16 protein-coding genes are annotated in these 15,928 nt (G+C 39.1%); 5 read left to right on the top strand and 11 right to left on the bottom strand.

All coding sequences use genetic code 11. From position 1 onward, the window contains the following. Positions 1 to 61 precede the first annotated feature (61 nt). The 10 genes from AC3E6G_RS03450 to AC3E6G_RS03405 all read right to left on the bottom strand — a co-directional run bounded on the left by AC3E6G_RS03450 (position 62) and on the right by AC3E6G_RS03405 (position 8,437). Entirely contained in the window at positions 62 to 814 is a 753-nt protein-coding gene (locus tag AC3E6G_RS03450) for an HAD family hydrolase (protein ID WP_490700456.1), read from the bottom strand. Further along, on the bottom strand, positions 789 to 1,193 hold the full coding sequence (locus AC3E6G_RS03445; protein ID WP_125336082.1) for a PaaI family thioesterase: 405 nt from the start codon (positions 1,191 to 1,193) through the stop codon (positions 789 to 791). Before AC3E6G_RS03445 ends, AC3E6G_RS03450 begins: the two co-directional genes overlap by 26 nt. A gap of 102 nt (positions 1,194 to 1,295) precedes the next feature. Further along, a complete protein-coding gene (locus tag AC3E6G_RS03440; RefSeq protein WP_490700455.1) occupies positions 1,296 to 1,763 on the bottom strand; it encodes an 8-oxo-dGTP diphosphatase in 468 nt (155 codons plus the stop codon). A 26-nt stretch (positions 1,764 to 1,789) separates the two neighbouring features. Beyond that, complete coding sequence (locus AC3E6G_RS03435; RefSeq protein ID WP_314837233.1) at positions 1,790 to 2,221, bottom strand: hypothetical protein; 432 nt, start codon at positions 2,219 to 2,221, stop codon at positions 1,790 to 1,792. 513 nt (positions 2,222 to 2,734) lie between these two features. Beyond that, on the bottom strand, positions 2,735 to 3,358 hold the full coding sequence (locus AC3E6G_RS03430) for an NAD(P)H-dependent oxidoreductase (protein WP_485779599.1): 624 nt from the start codon (positions 3,356 to 3,358) through the stop codon (positions 2,735 to 2,737). 93 nt (positions 3,359 to 3,451) lie between these two features. Next, a complete protein-coding gene (locus AC3E6G_RS03425; protein ID WP_125336078.1) occupies positions 3,452 to 3,949 on the bottom strand; it encodes a GNAT family N-acetyltransferase in 498 nt (165 codons plus the stop codon). 14 nt (positions 3,950 to 3,963) lie between these two features. Next, positions 3,964 to 5,952 (bottom strand): excinuclease ABC subunit UvrB, encoded by a 1,989-nt coding sequence (gene uvrB / locus AC3E6G_RS03420; RefSeq protein ID WP_490700454.1) that lies wholly within the window; start codon positions 5,950 to 5,952, stop codon positions 3,964 to 3,966. A gap of 290 nt (positions 5,953 to 6,242) precedes the next feature. Continuing rightward, entirely contained in the window at positions 6,243 to 6,932 is a 690-nt protein-coding gene (locus AC3E6G_RS03415; RefSeq protein WP_048690618.1) for a hypothetical protein, read from the bottom strand. Then, positions 6,892 to 7,725, bottom strand: a complete 834-nt coding sequence (locus AC3E6G_RS03410; protein ID WP_048690616.1) for a hypothetical protein — start codon at positions 7,723 to 7,725, stop codon at positions 6,892 to 6,894. Before AC3E6G_RS03410 ends, AC3E6G_RS03415 begins: the two co-directional genes overlap by 41 nt. Before the next feature lies 1 nt (position 7,726). Continuing rightward, positions 7,727 to 8,437, bottom strand: coding sequence for an ABC transporter ATP-binding protein (locus AC3E6G_RS03405; RefSeq protein WP_048690614.1), 711 nt, complete (start codon positions 8,435 to 8,437; stop codon positions 7,727 to 7,729). A 158-nt stretch (positions 8,438 to 8,595) separates the two neighbouring features. On the opposite strand from AC3E6G_RS03405, the gene AC3E6G_RS03400 reads away from it, so the two are divergent. Both AC3E6G_RS03400 and AC3E6G_RS03395 read left to right on the top strand, forming a co-directional pair. Continuing rightward, a complete protein-coding gene (locus AC3E6G_RS03400; protein ID WP_048690612.1) occupies positions 8,596 to 9,267 on the top strand; it encodes a response regulator transcription factor in 672 nt (223 codons plus the stop codon). After that, positions 9,252 to 10,325 carry a sensor histidine kinase gene (locus tag AC3E6G_RS03395; RefSeq protein ID WP_048690610.1) on the top strand — a complete coding sequence of 358 codons (1,074 nt, stop codon included), beginning with the start codon at positions 9,252 to 9,254 and terminating at the stop codon, positions 10,323 to 10,325. The genes AC3E6G_RS03400 and AC3E6G_RS03395 overlap by 16 nt, the downstream gene beginning before the upstream one ends. A 107-nt stretch (positions 10,326 to 10,432) precedes the next feature. Here the strand turns inward: AC3E6G_RS03395 and AC3E6G_RS03390 are convergent, their stop codons facing one another. Continuing rightward, entirely contained in the window at positions 10,433 to 11,380 is a 948-nt protein-coding gene (locus AC3E6G_RS03390; RefSeq protein WP_236128184.1) for a CPBP family intramembrane glutamic endopeptidase, read from the bottom strand. Between the two features lie 262 nt (positions 11,381 to 11,642). Here AC3E6G_RS03390 and AC3E6G_RS03385 point away from each other — a divergent pair, with 262 nt between their 5' ends. From AC3E6G_RS03385 to AC3E6G_RS03375, 3 genes are all read left to right on the top strand, one after another. After that, positions 11,643 to 13,847 carry an ABC transporter substrate-binding protein/permease gene (locus AC3E6G_RS03385; RefSeq protein ID WP_236128185.1) on the top strand — a complete coding sequence of 735 codons (2,205 nt, stop codon included), beginning with the start codon at positions 11,643 to 11,645 and terminating at the stop codon, positions 13,845 to 13,847. Then, positions 13,847 to 14,587, top strand: a complete 741-nt coding sequence (locus tag AC3E6G_RS03380; protein WP_048690604.1) for an amino acid ABC transporter ATP-binding protein — start codon at positions 13,847 to 13,849, stop codon at positions 14,585 to 14,587. The genes AC3E6G_RS03385 and AC3E6G_RS03380 overlap by 1 nt, the downstream gene beginning before the upstream one ends. A 152-nt stretch (positions 14,588 to 14,739) precedes the next feature. Beyond that, positions 14,740 to 15,894, top strand: coding sequence for an MFS transporter (locus AC3E6G_RS03375; RefSeq protein WP_490700453.1), 1,155 nt, complete (start codon positions 14,740 to 14,742; stop codon positions 15,892 to 15,894). Positions 15,895 to 15,928 lie beyond the last annotated feature (34 nt).

The following is a 15,928-nucleotide window of genomic DNA, read 5'->3' as shown; positions in this document are numbered from 1 at the left end:
TAACTGTAGCATTGTCAATAAAAGAAGAGGCAACTTGGCCTCCTAAAATTGATGGTAACCTTTAATCCTCTTGCAATTCCTGAATGTCTTGAATCACGCGCACGCCTGCTTGACTCTTATTCTGTAATTCTTCGTCCGAGTAGGGGAAGGTATTGATCAAGATACTTTGCATGCCGATGCTTTTCGCTACAGCCACATCTGTAGTGAAGTCATTCCCTATCATGACTGTTTTATTCGGATTCAACTGGTGGTCTTTGATAACTTTCATGAGAAATTCGCGCTGAGGTTTGCGAATCCCTGCATCAGACGACAGATAAATGTCATGAAAAATCTCTCTCAAGCCAACCAAATCAATCTCTGGGTTGGTAAAGTCCGCTTGGGCATTGGATAAGAGATAGATCCGACACCCTGCAGCTTTCATGTCTTCTAAGACTTCTTTCGTGTGCGGATAGAGCTCCAATCTTTTGCGAGAGAGGACACGGAAGGTCCGAGCAATCAAGCGTCCCCACTCTTTGAAATGATGGACACTGGCTCCTGTTGGATGACTCTCTAGATAGAGTTGAACGAAAATCACGGTCAAATCAATCTCCGGATATGTAACCTGTTTTTCCTTAGCGATACTTTGCTCAGCTTGCTGCACCAACTCCTTATAGCGGACTTGCAAACTTTCCCCTGTATAATGAGCACCATAGGACTGGTAGATCTGGGTCATGGTCTCCCATAAGACTGGACTCGACTCATCGGTTTCGATATCGACCAAGGTTCCATAAAAATCAAAAATATAGTTTTTAAATGCGTACTTTTGCTGATTCATCTCTTTCTCCCGTTACAAACATGGTAAAGGTGGCCTTACAGACATTGGCACCTTCCTGATTGGTAATATCGACATCCACAACCCGAGTCGTCCGTCCACTGTGGACACATTCCCCGTGGATGGTTAGGATATCTCCTAGGCGCCCTGCTTTCAAATAATTGATGGAAGACTGCAAGGTCACACCATCTACTCCCTGTGAAATCACGACCAAGCCACTGATCTGGTCACACAGGGTAAAGAGATAGCCGCCGTGCGCGTTTCCATAATAATTGAGCGACGATTCGACCACCTTGGTTGTCACCACCACATGGCCATCTCTCATGGTTTCAATCTCGTAATTTTCAAATGCCGCAATGGCATCAAAGTGAAAATCCTTCATATATAATAAATCCCCCTAGATCAGCTATTCCTAAACCCTTCCATCATACTACTTTTTTCCACTTCTTACAAGAATAAGAAAAGAGCTGGTGTACCCAACTCCTTAATAGCGAAATTTTTCCCAATCATCGTCTGTCCGTTTACGATAATAGTACTCGGACAAATCCGGGTCTTCCATCACTTCCAGCAGAGGAAGCATGTCGTAGGACAAGTCCAACTGTTCTAATTGGTCCTTCTCAACCCAAGAAACTTCTCCTTCATCAGACGATCTTAGCTGGCCTATGAATTCTGTCGCTTTGTAGCAAAAGACGATGTAGCGGATGCCATCCTCTAACTGCCAGTTTTTTACAGCGACTAATCGGGGGTTGAAAATGGTGAGGCCAGTTTCTTCATCAATCTCACGGATAACTGACTCGACCAGACTCTCGCCTTCTTCAATATGGCCACCTGGAAAAGCATAGCCAGCCCAGTGAGTCTTTTCAGGTGAGCGGTATTGGAGGACTACTTTCCCATTTTCAAGATCTTCGACCATGCAAAGATTGCACAGTATAGTAGGCGTTGTACGTGACATATATTTCCTTTCTATGATATTGACAATTAATCAATATAAACTTTTTTCTTTATCTCTTTTTTCATCACAAACGGATTCACCAGCTCATGGTATTCATCAAAGGCATCTAAAAGGGAGCCTCTTTGAAAGACAATTGACTTCTCTTTTAAATAATATTCTGAGTGAATCATTACCGAACCATGACCATCAAAACTAAAGAAAAACACAATGAATAATACTAAGATCAAGCTAGCAAAGAAACTAAACAGTAGACCCACTACATTCTTCCAATTGACTGTGTGAGTTCGATAAAAGCGATACCAGATATGACAAAAAACTGTCACAGCTCCTAGATACAACCAAGGATTCCACAGGAGCGGAGTAAAGGCGTAACCATTGTAGCCTAATACAAAGTTAGCAAAAACAAAAAGTAAAAGAATCAGATACAGGTTCGTAAACAGGTTCACATACTTTCCCATGATTGAACTCTCCTATGTAAACATTGGTGGAGATTTAAAAAACGAATAATCTTCTTTTAAATAATGATCAATAGGATATGAACTCCTAATCGAAGCCAATGATCAATCAAAGGCGTATCCGGATCACTGTTTTTACTATCTAAGAATAGGCTGAGCGATAATAAAAGTAAAAGAAGGGCAATGATCAATCTCAGAGAGAGCTTCACGCCCCCAATAGCAAGAGTAGCTAGAAAGCCAAAAAATGGCAAAGGGCTAAATAAAAATGACAATAAACTAAAATAGAGCATAAACGAAGAGAGTATCAATAAGCCGTATACAATCAACTTAGTGAAAATTGAGACTCTTATACCTTCTCTTTTCATTTTTGACAGTGAATAAATGACATAGATCATATAGATAAAAAGTAGCATATTGAATCATTCCTATGTTTTATAGATTATGTTAATAGTTTAACCAAAAGCCAATCAAAATACAACTAAAGACAATAACTTATTAGTAGTCTCCTGTCTCTGATCAAAGTTTCTTGACTTCTGCTGCTACCTTTTGAAGATGCTGTTCCCGCATGCTAGCGGTGTTCACATCTCGTCCGACTTCACCCAAGATGCAGACACGCTTGGTTTTAATCCCACAGTGGTTCAAGACGGCATTTTTCAAAACAGAGATACCATAACTATCAGGAATGTTGAGAGGGCCTGAAAAGATCTTGTACCACCAAGTAGGCGCCATCGAAGTCGCATAAATACTAGCCGTTTTGCCTTTGAGTAACTTCTTAAATTGCTTGCCTCTGAGGTAATTCCAGATAAAGCTTCCTTGATCATTAGCCGAGTAGGCAATCCCTGGCGTAAAGACCCGATCAATCCAACCTTTCATAAGGCTCGGCATACTACTCCACCAGATGGGATAGACAAAGATCAGGTGATCCGCCCACTGGATCCATTCTTGAGAACGAAGGATAAAGGAATCTTCCTCCATCCGCTTTCGATAACCATAGCGAAGAACAGGATCAAAGTCCTCTTCATTGAGATTGATCACTTTAAGCTCGTGGTGCTTTAAGTCAATAGTTTCGACAATGGTTTGAAAAATAGCCTGACAGTAACTTTCCTTATCCGGATGCCCATTGATGACTAGAATTTTCATTCGACTTCTCCTTCATTTATTTGGTTCTTTCTATCTCTTTTATTTTTTTACTTGATTAATTGATAATGGTTCAAAGATTGATAGATAGGTCCTTTAGGAATTTTTATTTGAAGAACACATCATCCGCAATTCCTTAACGGGTTTTCCAAGTTTAAGTATTTTTTCTTGCCCATCAAAAGTAAAACCCATTTTTTGATAGAAAGCAATGGCTCGCTTATTATCTTTCAATACCCATAAATAAATTTCAGAAAAATGATCAAGAGTCCTCAAAGCTTCCTTCATTAATTTCTGAGCAATACCTTTTCCATAATAGTCTTTTAAAACATATAAAGCAATGATTTCACCAGCTTGAATGGCCTCATCACGAAAATTTCCATAGCTGATAAATCCAACGACTTTCTTTCCATCCATCGCAATCAAGGTATTTTCTGGATACTTTTGACTAAAGAAACGACATCTATCTAAAGTCATCGTCTCCTGAAATTCCGCGGGTAAAAGATTGTCATAAGCCTCTCTCCACGTTTGCCAATGAACGAGAGATTTTCCTTCTATCTCTTCAGGAGTTTCCATTGTTTTAATGATAATCTTCATTCGCATTATCCTATCTAATCCAAGGCCTTGACTTCCAACATCATATCACGGATTTGCGCTGCTAACTCAAAGTCAAGCACTTCGACGGCTTCTTGCATCTGGCTTTGTAGTTTCTTGACCAGTTCCTTGCGCTCTTGGCGGTTGAGACTGGTGATATCCACTTCCTTGTCCTCTTCCTTGGCCACCGCCTTTGTAACAGAGATCAGGTCACGGATTTCCTTCTTGATGGTTTGTGGCACAATGCCATGCTCTTCATTATAAGCCATCTGAATCTGACGACGACGGGCTGTTTCATCGATAGCTTTTTGCATAGACTGGGTCATGGTGTCCGCATACATGATCACGTGCCCCTCACTATTACGGGCAGCACGACCGATGGTCTGGATGAGTCCCCGCTCGTTACGGAGGAAACCTTCCTTATCCGCATCGAGGATGGCAACTAGACTCACTTCCGGTACGTCAATCCCTTCCCGAAGGAGGTTGATCCCGACCAAGACATCAAAGACACCCAGACGCAAATCACGGATAATTTCTGTCCGCTCCAAAGTCTTAATATCCGAATGCATGTATTTGACCTTGACACCCATTTCTTTGAAATAGTCGGTCAAGTCCTCTGCCATCTTCTTGGTCAGGGTGGTAACAAAGGTCCGCTCTCCACGTTCTACACGCGCATTAATTTCACCCAAGAGATCGTCCATTTGACCCATGGTCGGACGCACTTCCACCTCAGGATCGAGTAGACCTGTCGGACGAATGATCTGCTCGATGATGGTATCGGTTTGTTCCATCTCATAATCACCCGGTGTCGCAGACACATAGACGATCTGGTGGACATGGCTTTCAAACTCCTCACGACGTAGTGGCCGGTTATCCAAGGCAGACGGCAAACGGAAACCATAGTTGACCAGCATTTCCTTGCGTGAGCGGTCTCCATTGTACATGCCCTTGATCTGTCCCATGGTCATGTGACTTTCATCGATCATAATGAGAAAATCTTCTGGGAAGAAGTCAAGAAGGGTGTAGGGAGGCTCTCCTTCACTCCGGCCATCCATGTGACGGGAGTAGTTTTCGACGCCATTGGTGTAGCCCATCTCTCGTAGCATTTCAATATCGTATTCGGTCCGTTGTTTCAAACGTTGAGCTTCCAAAAGCTTGCCTTCTTTTTCAAAGACCTTTAACTGCTCTTCAAGTTCCGCTTGAATCTTGGCAATGGCCACTTCCATATGGTCGTCATTGGTCACGAAGTGGGTAGCTGGGAAAATTGCCAAGTGGTCCACTTCACCAAGGACTTGACCAGTCAGAGCTTCAACCTCACGAATGCGGTCAATTTCGTCCCCGAAAAACTCAACACGAAAGGCATGCTCATCACGCGAAGCTGGGAAAATCTCGACCACATCCCCACGAACACGGAATTTCCCCCGTTGAAAGTCGATGTCATTGCGCTCAAACTGGATGTCCACCAGGTCATTGAGTAGTTTATCACGAGAAATCTCCAGACCTGGACGCAGACTCACTACGCTATCGGCATATTCCTTCGGCGAACCCAAACCGTAAATACATGAAACAGATGCGACAACGATGACATCGTTACGCTCTAACAATGCTGAAGTCGCGGAGTGACGAAGCTTGTCAATCTCATCATTGACTGAGCTATCCTTTTCGATGTAGGTATCGCTCGAAGGCACATAGGCTTCTGGTTGGTAGTAATCATAGTAAGATACGAAGTACTCGACCGCATTCTCCGGGAAAAATTCCTTGAACTCTCCATAGAGCTGGCCTGCTAGCGTCTTATTGTGGGCGATGACCAAGGTCGGTTTATTGACTTGGGCAATGACCTGGCTCATGGTATAGGTCTTCCCCGTACCAGTCGCTCCCATCAGGATTTGCGCCTTCTCACCACCCTCGATGTTATCCACCAACTGTTCAATAGCCTGCGGTTGATCCCCAGACGGTTGGTATTTGGAAACGAGTTTAAATTTGTTATCTGTAATTCGATTAATCATCTCTTTATCCTCACATATATAGACCTTATTTTACCATAAATCACTAGAATTCTCTGAGATGAGGAATGAAGAGGGAAGACAACATGTTACAAAATGATCCGTTAAATCGGGATATGTCCGAATTACAACATCATTAATTAGACACGCATTAGCATGGAAACTAAACAAGACTCTCGCAATTACTTCGAAAGTCTTGTCTTTTATTCTAAAACCATGAAATACGTAATTAACATCAATGTCATTGATTTACAAAATTAGCAAGGTTCGCTCATCAGTATCATTTTTATTTACTACTTAACTTCTTGATTCCTTACCAAGAGGTAGAGAGTCGCTCCAAGTGAACTTACAAGTCCAAAAACGTAAATACAGAGTTGCAAATTGGAAGCACTACCTAATATGGTATCCGCAACAATATTATAAAATAGATAACTAGTCAATGGTTCCACTACTCTTTCTATGAATGGTTGTACCAAAATAGGAAAAAGTAGCAAAATAGCTAAACTCCCCATTGGACTTTTGAAAAAATAACTTAAGAAGTAAGAAATCAAAAAGTATTGGATGGAGCCAATCAAATAGAAACTGAAAATTTCTAAACTGACACCATTTTCGCTACTAAAAAAATGAAACCATATAAGCAGTACAATGAAATATAAGGTTGATTGTAGTACTACATCACATAACTCTACGAACAGGATCCGAATTGAACTTAAGATCCTTTTTCCACTTACCAAATAAACTAGTTTTGTTTCGTGTGATTGTAACTCTACAAATACATTAACACTCCCAATACCAACAGAGAGCATTGATGCAAAAACAAGAGCTTGCTTTAAAGATAATTCTACAATTGTACCATTGATTGCAACTGGTAAAATACTTAAGAGACACACAAAACCTATCAAAAATGACTGTATGGTTATCTGGTACTTCACGGGTTTTAAACTATATTTTTTGACGATAAGACTGAAAAATACTTTTGCCATTCTTCCTCCCCATTCGAATCTTTTCTACAACCATTATGAACACCAAGAACAAGATCCCTTCTACTACTAAAAGTGTAAATCCATACAATTGGCTCGTTTGAGTCCCTTCAATTCGGCCAAAAGCAAATGACTTTGCTCCAATCAAAGGCAATAGATTTTCTATTTTAGAGGAAATTCCTCTTAGAATACCTGATAAACTGATTACCAATAATAAAACATCTGCAATTAATGAAGTCATTGATTTTTTCGTTACTATTACGAAAAGTAAAGCTAATAAAGTAAGAACGATTGCAAATATCATAACTCTTACCGTAACATCTAAGAACAAAGTCAATTCTAAATAATTCTTTAAAGTTGAATCTAGAAAAATGAGTAAGATAACAGCATTTACTATAGAAATTATTAAAGTAGAAAGTAACGATAAAACAATCGAACTTGCCATAAACCCAGTAAGACGAACTTTCCAGTTTGGGATCAATAACTGAGTAAAATTATCATCACCAAATTGGTAATGGGTTGAATAAACAAGTGAAACCAAGATTGGCAAGAAAATAACACTTGCTTGGTAGGGAGAGGATAAGAGAGCATCCCTGACTGTATAGACTGGATTCGATGATAACATAGACGGATCAAGGTTAACTGCTTGGCCATTTCCTTCTACTAAGGCATTTATCACCTGGATATTTTGAATTGTAAAAAATATGCTGACTCCCAAAATAAGAAAAAAAGTGGATTTAAAAGTAACTAAACTACAATATTTATAGAGGTCACTAAAAAAGGAACGTTTCAACATATTATTCACCTTCTTTCCCTTCGAGCGCCTTAAAATATGCTTCCTCAAAAGATCCAAACTGTTTCAAAATATCTTTTGTAGGAGCATCAATAACAATTTTCCCATTAGAAATACCAACTAGATGATCTACAGTTAATTCTAACTCACTCATATAATGACTTGTCATTAAGACAGTTTTACCTTCATTGACAAAAGACTGCAAAAAATTGCGTACCCAGCGTATACCCTCTGGATCTAGTCCATTGATTGGTTCATCTAAAATTAAGATATCAGGATTTGCTAATAATGCTGTTGCTAACCCAAGACGTTGCTTCATTCCTAATGAATAGTCTTTTACTTTTTTATTTTTAGCTTCACTTAACCCCACCAACTCTAAACATTCATTGCACCTATTTTTGTCAACGCCACAAGCCAAGCCAATCCACCGAAGATGCTGAAATCCTGTTCTAGTTGGATAAGGTTGGCAACTATCTAGGAATGATCCAACAATACCAAAAGGATTATCTCCCAATTGAGAGTATTTTTTGCCATTGATCAACGCTATCCCCGTTTGACTATTTTCTAAACCAAGTAAAATTCTGATTAAAGTTGATTTTCCGGATCCATTAGGTCCAATCAATCCAGTAATCTCACCTTTTTTGGCTTTGAAAGACACGTTTTGAAGGACAATTTTATTATTATATTCCTTATGTAGCTTTTGAATTGTTATCATTCATTCTTTTTCCCTTCTGACTTTTAGTGAAATTCCACCTTCACTTGGAGCAAGTATAACAGGAGAAAATCAGGAAATTATCAGAATAATTATTTTCTTCATTTCTAACAAATTGCATTTTATATTTGCTATAATATGCTCATACAATTGGAGGGACTATGAAGTATAAAATTTTAGCCATTGACGATGATGAAAAAATCTTACGATTAATAGCGAATGCATTAAAAGCGAATAACTTTCACGTGGAAACTCGTAAATATATAGAGGAGATCAATATCTGCGACTTTACTGGATTCGATCTAATTCTACTTGATGTCATGATGCCTATTTCTGGTTTAGAAATCTGTCGTTCCATTCGTTCACAAATTACTACTCCAATTCTATTTCTAACCGCTAAAGATTTTGAAGAAGATTTACTAAAAGGAATACAAGCCGGAGCCGATGATTACATCACAAAACCATTCAGCATTAAAGAATTGATTGCAAGAATTCAAATGCACCTTCGTAGAGAAGAAAGATCTCACAACGCCTCTAAAGAAGAGATGGATTCAAATATAGCTTTTTATCGAGATAGTCAAGAAGTTTATTATCAATCAAAGAGAATTTCATTAACTAAGCGAGAGTTTGATTTACTTTATCTTTTAGCAAAAAATGAGAACCGAATATTTAGCATAGAAGAACTTTACAATTACCTCTATCCTGTAGACTCTGATGCACAACTACGATCCATTACTGAATACATCTATCAAATCAGACAAAAATTTAAGATCCATCAAATTGACCCCATCAAAACAATATGGGGAGGAGGATACAAATGGAAAAAGAATTGACAATCAAGCAACTCATTAAGCGTACTTACCTTAAAATCATTTGGCAATTTCTTCTATGTCTGATACTTTTTTACATAGTTCCAGCTCTTCTATCTTCTGTATCTGGAATTAATGAGAAAAATGCCAATCACTTTGCTTTATTTTTTAGCGTCAGTTCTTGGATTTATCTTTGCATCATTTTAATTTTTATCATTGTAATAAATATTAAACAATTATTAACCAAGATTCAAACAGAATTGAACATGGTTTATCATAGTGGTCTATATTTCACCAAAAATGAACATCACCATTTGCAGATTAAAGAATTCATTGAAACAAACGATCTGATCGAAAAAATGCAATCTGAAATAAAAAATAGAATTCAAAATGAAAAAGATCAAAAAAAAGAACTCATGTTTCAAGTATCTAGCGCTGCACATGATCTTCGTAGCCCTCTAACTGTCATCAGAGGAAATGCCGAATTCTTACAATCCACCGAGCAAACACCTCAAGCAATGGAATGTCTAAAAGATCTGGAGCAAGCAAGTATTCAATTAAATGATTATTTTAACCACTTCATCCAATACTCCAAAACTTTTTATGACCATGATATTCAACTTGAAAACATATCAATTCAACAAGTAACTCATCAATTGAAGGAACAGATCACTCCGTTACTCCCGAGAAATACACAATTTGTTTTTTCAAATACAGTAACTCCATCAACACAAATTGCCATTCATTCCAATTTGTTTTTTCGAGCAATCACAAATATTATTAATAATGCAATACAACATCAAAAAGATAATGATGCAAAGATACAGCTAACAATGTCACAAGAAAATAATCGATTAGTTCTAACTATATGGAATAATCAATCTAGATTTTCAAAAAATGTTTTACAACATGCTGGAAATCTTTTCTATAAAGAGGACCAAGCAAGAACACTTTCTCAAGAAAGTCACTATGGACTTGGTTTATCTTTCGTAAAACGCGTCATGAAACTTCATAATGGAACGATGCATTTAGAAAATATTCATAATGGTGCCCAAGTCAAGCTAATTATTCCCATTATATAAAACAAGCCGAACTCATCATTAGGTGTTCGGCTTGTTTTATATAATTGATAAAAAAGACCGGCACTTTTGCCAGTCTTCGTTTTTATTTTTATTTCCTATCAGCCATTTCACACTTGTTCATTAACAACTTTTTCTCTTCTTTCACCTAAGCGGTAAACAATCACGACGGATAATAGAAGAACCAAAGTGGTGATGATCGATCCTTCTGCACCAAATGCTCCTCCAGTTAGCCAGTCAGGTCCTGATCCCATGGTAAAGCTAAAGATAGACGCATCTGCGCCCGTCCCACTGACTTGAAAACCAAGGAGATTTCCTTGTACATAGTTCCAAGTACCGTGTTGAGCGACCACTAGCCAGATACTATCGGTGTAGACAAGGAGCAGACCAGCTAGCACCCCATCAAGGACAATATTCAGGACGGATAAGAAGGTCACTCCTGAATTTCCCAGATGAAGAAAGCCAAAGAGACTACTAGAAACTGCGATCGCTAATGGTAGATTAGCTCTTGCTGCAATCCGAGTGAGGAGCCAACCCCGCGTCGCTACTTCTTCAGTCCCTCCTTGAAGGAGCCAAAATGGAAATAAACCGAGAATAAAGAGGATGGGTTCTAAACTTAATTCATTTAGCTCAAAAGTCCCGATTCCACCTACCTGGTAGACAAGTGCAATGACTCCCATTTGAAGAAGGGAAAGCAAGATCCCCCAACATAGATACTTAAGCCAATTCCTTTTTACAAAACCTAACGTCGATAAGGGATTCTTCTCAATGAACTTCACCCAAAAAATAAAGAGGATGAGAATGAATACAAAACTGAAAAGCTCATAATAGAGAAAATAATGGTAGAAGAACTCTTGAACACTTGCGCCTCCATTTCCTGGTGAAAAGAGCTCCGTTAAAAACTCTATGACTAGAGAAAATGGTCCTACAAACTCACTCCCAAGCCAAAGCCCACCTTCAACAAATAGGAAAGTTAAGAACACATAGAATAGTGTAGAAACAAGTACTGACCATGAGGTGTCAGTTTTTATATCTTGAAAAATGTTACCTTTCTTCATTATCTTCCTCCTTTTATCTTATAGTTTCATTGTAGCAAAGAAAATCAGAGACTGCAATATTTAATGATGTCAGAAAACATAACATGGATTGGTTAAAATTCTTGATTTTAGGTTTCATTTATGGTATGATAATCCTCGTAACTAATAAATGATGAAATTCATACTTGTTTTCAGTATGAATTCTTTATTTTTTTGAGCCCTTTTGGGTATCCCTTCCATTGCTCTTCTCGAGACAACTGGATTTGATATAAAGGAGAACGAAATGAAGAAAAAACTAGTAGCATGTTTGCTTTTCTTATTTCCACTATTCGCCTTTGCGAGTCAAGCACAGGCTGAAACTGTAAAAGTCGTTTTCGATACGGCATATGCGCCCTTCGAATTCAAAGACTCAGACCAAGTTTATAAAGGAATTGATGTTGAAATCTTGGATAAGGTCGCTGAAATTAACGGATGGACCTTAGAAAAATCGTTCCCAGGCTTTGATGCAGCGGTCAATGCAGTTCAAGCTGGTCAAGCCGATGCCATTATGGCAGGGATGACCAAGACCAAGGAACGTGAGCAAGTCTTTGCGATGTCTGATACCTACTATGATACAAAAGTCGTGATTGCGACTAAGAAAGCTAACAAAATCACTTCCTATGACCAGCTCAAAGGAAAAACGGTCGGAGTCAAAAACGGAACAGCTGCTCAACGCTTCCTTCAGAAGAACAAAGATCAGTACGGTTATACAATCAAGACATTCGATACCAGTGATTTGATGAACAATAGTTTATCAACCGGTGCAGTGGATGCCATTATGGACGACCAACCTGTTATCGAATATGCCATTAAGCAAGGCCAAGATCTTTCTATTAATATGGAAGGAGAAGCTGTTGGAAGCTTTGCTTTTGGAGTCAAAAAAGATGGGTCCCATGAAAACCTTATTAAACAATTCAATACTGCCCTTGCTCAAATGAAGAAAGATGGTACACTAGACCAAATTATTGAAAAATGGACTGGTAGCAGCCAATCATCATCTTCAACAACGACTACCGCCAGCACTTCTGCTGTTCCTGAAACGAGCACAAAAGCTGGCCAAAAGGCGACTCCTAAGAAGAAAAAATACAAAATTTCTAGTGATTCCTCTTTTGCTCCCTTCGTCTTCCAAAATGATCAAAGCAAATACACTGGGATTGATATGGAATTAATTAAGGCCATTGCCAAAGACCAAGGCTTTACTCTAGAAATTAGCAACCCTGGTTTTGATGCCGCCGTCAGTGATGTTCAGAATGGAAATGCGGACGGAATGATTGCAGGCATGACTGTAACAGATGCTCGTAAGGCAACTTTTGACTTCTCTGACCCATACTACACAACGAATTCGATCCTAGCAGTTCAAGAAAGTAGTAAGATTTCTTCCTACGAAGATCTAAAAGGAAAAACAGTTGGTGTCAAAAATGGTACTGCTTCTCAAACTTTCCTCGAGGAAAACAAGAGCAAGTATGGCTATAAAATCAAAACCTTCTCAGATGGGGCTTCTATGTATGACAGCTTAAACTCTGGTTCTGTAGCTGCTATCATGGATGACGAACCTGTGATCAAATACGCCATTAAACAAGGACGTAAATTCAAAACACCTATCGAAGGAACTCCAAGTGGTCAGACTGCCTTTGCAGTTCAAAAGGATTCAAACCCTGAATTGATTGAAATGTTTAACAACGGTTTGGCCAACTTAAAAGAAAGTGGCGAATACCAAAAGATCTTGGATAAGTACCTTTCAAGCGATAGCGAAGAATCCACAGAATCTACTGCAGTAGATGAAACGACTATCTGGGGCTTGCTCCAAAACAACTACAAACAATTGTTAAGTGGACTTGGTGTCACTATTGCACTAGCACTTCTATCATTTGCGATCGCTATGGTGATTGGGATCATCTTTGGAATGTTCAGTGTCAGTCCTTATAAATGGCTTCGTTGGACAGCTGAGATCTTCGTCGATGTCATCCGTGGTATCCCACTGATGATCCTTGCTGCCTTCATCTTCTGGGGAATTCCTAATTTGATCGAGTCCATGACAGGTCATCAATCACCAATCAATGACTTCCTTGCAGGTACCATCGCTCTCTCCCTCAATGCTGCTGCTTATATTGCTGAGATTGTTCGAGGAGGGATTCAAGCAGTCCCTGCCGGACAGATGGAAGCTAGTCGAAGCCTCGGGATTTCTTATAGCAAGACCATGCGCAAGATCATATTGCCTCAAGCGACTAAACTGATGCTTCCAAACTTCGTCAACCAATTCGTTATTGCACTGAAAGATACGACTATCGTGTCTGCGATCGGTTTGGTCGAGCTCTTCCAAACTGGTAAGATTATCATCGCTCGAAACTACCAAAGTTTCAAGATGTATGCAATCCTTGCGGTCTTTTACCTCGTCATCATTACCTTATTGACACGCTTTGCAAAACAATTAGAAAAGAGGGCTAACTAATGGCTAAATTAAAAATTGATGTCCATGACCTCCACAAATATTACGGTGAAAATGAGGTCCTAAAAGGCATCTCAACAAAATTCTACGAAGGAGATGTGGTTTGTATCATCGGACCATCTGGTTCAGGTAAATCAACCTTCCTACGCAGTCTCAATCTTCTCGAAGAAGTAACCAAGGGACAGATTACCGTGAACGGCTATGATCTTACTGATCCAAAAACAAACATTGATATCGTTCGTGAAAATGTCGGGATGGTCTTCCAGCACTTCAACCTTTTCCCTCATATGAGTGTTATCGAAAACATCATGTTTGCTCCTTTAGAGCACAAACGTATGAGTCGGGAAGAAGCTAAGGAATTAGCAATGGAACTCTTGGAAAAGGTTGGACTGGCTGACAAAGCTGATGTCTCTCCTGATAGCTTGTCAGGTGGTCAGAAACAGCGGGTGGCCATTGCGCGTGGTTTGGCAATGAAGCCAGATGTCATGCTCTTTGACGAACCGACTTCTGCCCTTGACCCTGAAATGGTAGGGGACGTACTGAACGTTATGAAGGACTTGGCTAAACAAGGCATGACCATGATTATCGTTACCCACGAGATGGGATTTGCTCGTCAAGTAGCCAATCGTGTCATCTTTACCGCTGATGGGGAATTCCTCGAAGACGGCAAACCAGACCAAATCTTCGACAACCCACAACACCCACGATTGAAAGAATTCTTGGATAAAGTCTTAAACGTTTAATAGAAATAAAAACTGGAGTTAAACCTCCAGTTTTTTTCTTCTTCCAAATATGAAAAATATTAAGAAATTTCATCTAAATAACTTGCTAAATGAATCAAAAAACTATACCATAGTAGAGTGTCAAAAGACGTAATAAAAGAATGTAGGTAAATATGAAAAAATTATTAGAAAAAGTTAGTATCCTTTCTTTATCTCTGGTACTAACAACTTCTTTCTCTATCTCAAGCACACTTCCTTCCATGTTTAATTATTATAAGGATTTACCTAAAGGCCAGATTGAACTCTTGGTATCTCTTCCATCTGCTGGTATCATGGTCACCTTATTTTTAAATACTCTTATCGAGAAGTTTTTAGATGAAAGAAAGATGATTGTTACCGGTCTCTTGATTCTTTCCTTTTTTGGAATGATTCCCTTCATCAACCAAGCTTATCCGATTCTTTTTCTCTCACGTTTAATTTTTGGGATGGGAGTCGGATTGATCAATGCAAAGGCAATCTCCATCATTAGCGAACGCTACCATGGTCGCGAAAGAATCCAAACACTTGGATTTCGTGGTTCTGCTGAAGTAGTCGGAACTGCCTTAGTCACCTTATTAGTTGGTTTTCTATTACAATTTGGTTGGACTGCAAGTTTCTTAGCTTATGGAGCTGGTTTAATTGTTCTCTTCCTTTTCTTAACCTTCGTTCCTTATGAAAAACACGAAGAAGAACATCATGCTTCTGCTAACCATAAAGAGCCGCTAAAAAAAGAAGAGTGGAAATTAACCATTATCTTAGCTCTTGTAGCCGCAATGATTGTCTTATGTAATGTCGGTGTTACTCTTCGCATACCAAGTATTGTTGCTTATACTTTCAAAGAATCATACAACTCAGCTAGTCTCATCCTAAGCGGTATGCAACTAATTGGTATCCTCGCAGGTCTCACATTCTCTGGACTTGTCCATACCTTTAAGAATAAGCTCATTACATTTGCGGGTATTGCTTTCGGCCTTTCATTAATTGCGATAGCTCTTTCTCCTAGCATTCCTTTACTTGGAATTTCTGCTCTCTTCTCAGGTTATACCTATAGTACATCCCTCACAATGGTTTTTCAGATTATTTCAGAGAAGATCCCTGCTAAACGCTTGAATCAAGTTACTTCTGTTGCCGTTTTAGGTTGTAGCTTTGGAGCAGCCATTACACCTTTTGCTCTTAGTACCATCGGATTCATCTCCGAAAGCAATGCTTTTATTTTTACAGTATTAGGTATTGCTATGGCTCTCCTGGCCTTCTCTCTTCTCTATCTTTTAAAAGATCAGCAGGATTAAATACAAAAGACTGGACAAAGATCCAGTCTTTTTC

The sequence above is a fragment of the Streptococcus sp. SCPM-O-B-23252 (M501) genome (genome assembly GCF_058200355.1).
The sequence above is the reverse complement of the archived record's forward strand: the minus strand, read 5'-3'. Positions and strand labels throughout refer to the sequence as shown.

Coding starts and splice junctions, on each gene's coding strand:
- AC3E6G_RS03405 (WP_048690614.1), bottom strand. CDS start 8,437: ATGATAACAATTCAAAAGCTACATAAGGAATATAATAATAAAATTGTC.
- AC3E6G_RS03385 (WP_236128185.1), top strand. CDS start 11,643: ATGAAGAAAAAACTAGTAGCATGTTTGCTTTTCTTATTTCCACTATTC.
- AC3E6G_RS03400 (WP_048690612.1), top strand. CDS start 8,596: ATGAAGTATAAAATTTTAGCCATTGACGATGATGAAAAAATCTTACGA.
- AC3E6G_RS03390 (WP_236128184.1), bottom strand. CDS start 11,380: ATGAAGAAAGGTAACATTTTTCAAGATATAAAAACTGACACCTCATGG.
- AC3E6G_RS03430 (WP_485779599.1), bottom strand. CDS start 3,358: ATGAAAATTCTAGTCATCAATGGGCATCCGGATAAGGAAAGTTACTGT.
- AC3E6G_RS03380 (WP_048690604.1), top strand. CDS start 13,847: ATGGCTAAATTAAAAATTGATGTCCATGACCTCCACAAATATTACGGT.
- AC3E6G_RS03440 (WP_490700455.1), bottom strand. CDS start 1,763: ATGTCACGTACAACGCCTACTATACTGTGCAATCTTTGCATGGTCGAA.
- AC3E6G_RS03435 (WP_314837233.1), bottom strand. CDS start 2,221: ATGGGAAAGTATGTGAACCTGTTTACGAACCTGTATCTGATTCTTTTA.
- AC3E6G_RS03425 (WP_125336078.1), bottom strand. CDS start 3,949: ATGAAGATTATCATTAAAACAATGGAAACTCCTGAAGAGATAGAAGGA.
- AC3E6G_RS03445 (WP_125336082.1), bottom strand. CDS start 1,193: ATGAAGGATTTTCACTTTGATGCCATTGCGGCATTTGAAAATTACGAG.
- AC3E6G_RS03415 (WP_048690618.1), bottom strand. CDS start 6,932: ATGGCAAAAGTATTTTTCAGTCTTATCGTCAAAAAATATAGTTTAAAA.
- AC3E6G_RS03450 (WP_490700456.1), bottom strand. CDS start 814: ATGAATCAGCAAAAGTACGCATTTAAAAACTATATTTTTGATTTTTAT.
- uvrB (WP_490700454.1), bottom strand. CDS start 5,952: ATGATTAATCGAATTACAGATAACAAATTTAAACTCGTTTCCAAATAC.
- AC3E6G_RS03395 (WP_048690610.1), top strand. CDS start 9,252: ATGGAAAAAGAATTGACAATCAAGCAACTCATTAAGCGTACTTACCTT.
- AC3E6G_RS03375 (WP_490700453.1), top strand. CDS start 14,740: ATGAAAAAATTATTAGAAAAAGTTAGTATCCTTTCTTTATCTCTGGTA.
- AC3E6G_RS03410 (WP_048690616.1), bottom strand. CDS start 7,725: ATGTTGAAACGTTCCTTTTTTAGTGACCTCTATAAATATTGTAGTTTA.